A 2,610-nucleotide genomic window follows, 5' to 3' on the forward strand; every position below is an offset into this window, starting at 1 on the left:
CGACGGGATCTTGCATCCTCACTAGCAACTCGTCACACCCGATCCTGACCGCAATCCCCGGAGGCCTCCCGCCGCGTGGCTCACCGGATGCTTACGGCCAGGCCGCAAGCGCGCTCCAAATCTACGGCGGACAGGCCGTATCAGCACTTGCCCGGATTGATCGTGCAGACGCGGTGATGAGCGCCCCGATATTAGCGGTGGTGAAGCGCGAAGCCCCCTGTCGTTTCGCGCTGTCATTGCCGAAGCTGGTCTCCCCGATAACGAGGGCCCGGCTCAGGTCGCATGACTCAAGTTCCGAGAGCGCCCTGCAATGGATCATCAAAAAGACCGCGGCCCCTTCCGAGGCCGCGTTCCGTTGATGGTAACCGACGTGCTGTCAGCATTTACCCGGACTGACGGCGCACTGAGCGTTGACCAACGCGACGATATTGTTGCTGGTGAACGGCGATGCGCCTTGCAGTTTCATGCCGGACGATGACGTGTCGGTGTAGCCCCAACTGGTCACGCCAACGACGATGTTGCGATTGGCGTAGTTGCCGAAACCGGTCCCGCTCGCCAGCAACGGCGCCCTGCCGAAGTTGTTCAGCCACGGCCCGCCGCTGGACCCACCAGTCATCAGCGAACCGATGACGGTGTTGTTGGAATAGGTCGCATTGACCGTGCCCTGCGAGTCGTTACGCTGCATGAACACGCCACTGTCGAGCGCCTGCGGATAGCCCAACTGATTGATCAGGGTCTGATTCGATCCGTTCAAGCCCCAGCCGTTCCAGCCATACCCGTACCAACCGACGGCCGACCCGGGAAGTCCGTTGGGCGTGTACAATTCGATCAGCGCCACGTCGTCCGGACAGATGACGCCGTACTGATAGCAACCGTCGGAGCCATTATAATATGCGGTCATGACGCGCACGTTCTTCCCGGTGTAATAACCGTAAGGCGCCTGCCCGTTGTTGTAACCAGGATACCAGACCCAATTCTTGTAAAACTGGCTCTGGCCGTAATTGGAAACGCAATGCGCCGCAGTGACCAGAATGCCGGGTTTGATCAACGAGGCGGAGCAGACATAGGTCCCGCTGCCGATATTGAAGTACAGCTTGCCCGTCGCGGCGTAGGGCTGAAACGTCGCGGTCGGCTGATTGTAGGCGTTGACCCTCGCGGTGGTGTAGGGCACGCCACCGACGCCGTACTCCTGCGGTGCCACACCGTCAGGTTGTGCCAGCGCCTTCAGAACGCCTTCGGTTTTGGCCGGCGCCACCTGGATCGACGCCAGCTTTCCATTCCCCGCTCCGCCCGGCGAAAAGCCGGATTGGCCCGGGAACGTCGGTGCTGCCTGCGCTCCTGTCAATGACGGTGCACGCGCCGCCATCGGCATTGGCATCGCCTTGGCATTTGCCAAGTCGATGCCGGAAACGCTCGCGGGAGTTGTAGGCGCGAATGCGACGGTAGGTCCGCTTTGAGTAATCTGGGCCGAGGCCCCGCTCACAACCAATGTACCAATCGCAAAAATCGTAGTTCGCAATATAAGCTTCATCTGGAGCTCCATAAAATAAAAATAGAAGCCATCCACGCGCGATTTCTAGACGAGCGTTAACATTTCGTCAATACTAAGCAACGTTCAGAAGCAATCTTCTACGCGAAGGCGGACCACAAACGATTTCAAGAGGCGATTGCGACCGCAATGTGCTTAGTATGTAATTAGAGTCTGTTAGTTCAAATGAGCAAACGAGCGATCCTTCACGTCGGCGTACATAAGACCGGGACCACTTCGATTCAGGCATTTGCTGAACGACATCGAAGTATCCTGCGGGAGCGCGGAATCGATTTTTATACCGGCGTTCACCTGCCGAACAATCACGTCGAGCTCCACGTTGCGGCGATGCGCCCGGAGCGTCTGTCGCCCTTCAAGATGGACAACGAGCTGGTCGTCGATGAATCCTACCGCGAAGCGGTGCGCGACAAGCTACATGCCTATGTGAACAGTTCGGATGCCGAACGCATCGTGTTTTCGTCCGAAGGACTGTCGTATCTGCGTTATGCCGACGAGATGGAGCGGCTGAAATCACTGATTCCGACCAGCCAGATCGAGATCCTGTTCTACGTCCGCGACCGAGAGGCCTTCCTGAGATCCTATCGCCGGGAGATGCGTCGACACCGCCTCCCGGAGACGATCGATCCGGATTCCTACGCCTATACCGCCGATAATACCTGGCTCGCCAATTTTGCCGAACGCATCGAGGCCTTCAGCAGATCGTTCGGGGCGGAGAATGTGGCGGTGATCGACTACGATCGCGAGCTCGGCGCGCACGGTAACATCATTCCATCGTTTCTTCGCGCGCTTAAGGTGGAGGACGCGTTCGATCCGGCGTCTTGGCGGGATCTGTTCTTGAACACGAGCGACTCGCCGAACTAACACCCCCGAGGCGAGCCGGCATCAGGCGACCGTCCGCAAGGGCGGCCCTACGCTGCTACCGAGAGTGATTTCGAGCGATCGTAGTCAATCGGCGACTCCTCTTCATCGTCGTCCGTGAAGAAGGCCAATCAAGCGACCTGACGGCTCGTTGATGGCGGCGGTTTGGTTCGCATGATGGCGGCCAACCAGGCGCGCAAAAG

General features: G+C 58.7%; 2 protein-coding genes. One reads left to right on the forward strand and one right to left on the reverse strand.

From position 1 onward, the window contains the following. Nucleotides 1-376: 376 nt before the first annotated feature. Nucleotides 377-1,567 carry a trypsin-like serine peptidase gene (locus HNR60_RS23895; protein WP_347339376.1) on the reverse strand — a complete coding sequence of 397 codons (1,191 nt, stop codon included), beginning with the start codon at nt 1,565-1,567 and terminating at the stop codon, nt 377-379. 147 nt (nt 1,568-1,714) lie between these two features. On the opposite strand from HNR60_RS23895, the gene HNR60_RS23900 reads away from it, so the two are divergent. Further along, on the forward strand, nt 1,715-2,410 hold the full coding sequence (locus HNR60_RS23900; RefSeq protein WP_184262926.1) for a hypothetical protein: 696 nt from the start codon (nt 1,715-1,717) through the stop codon (nt 2,408-2,410). The last annotated feature ends 200 nt before the right edge of the window (nt 2,411-2,610 follow it).

Source organism: Rhodopseudomonas rhenobacensis (assembly GCF_014203125.1).
Lineage (GTDB): Bacteria > Pseudomonadota > Alphaproteobacteria > Rhizobiales > Xanthobacteraceae > Rhodopseudomonas_A > Rhodopseudomonas_A rhenobacensis.

Coding starts and splice junctions, on each gene's coding strand:
- HNR60_RS23900 (WP_184262926.1), top strand. CDS start 1,715: ATGAGCAAACGAGCGATCCTTCACGTCGGCGTACATAAGACCGGGACC.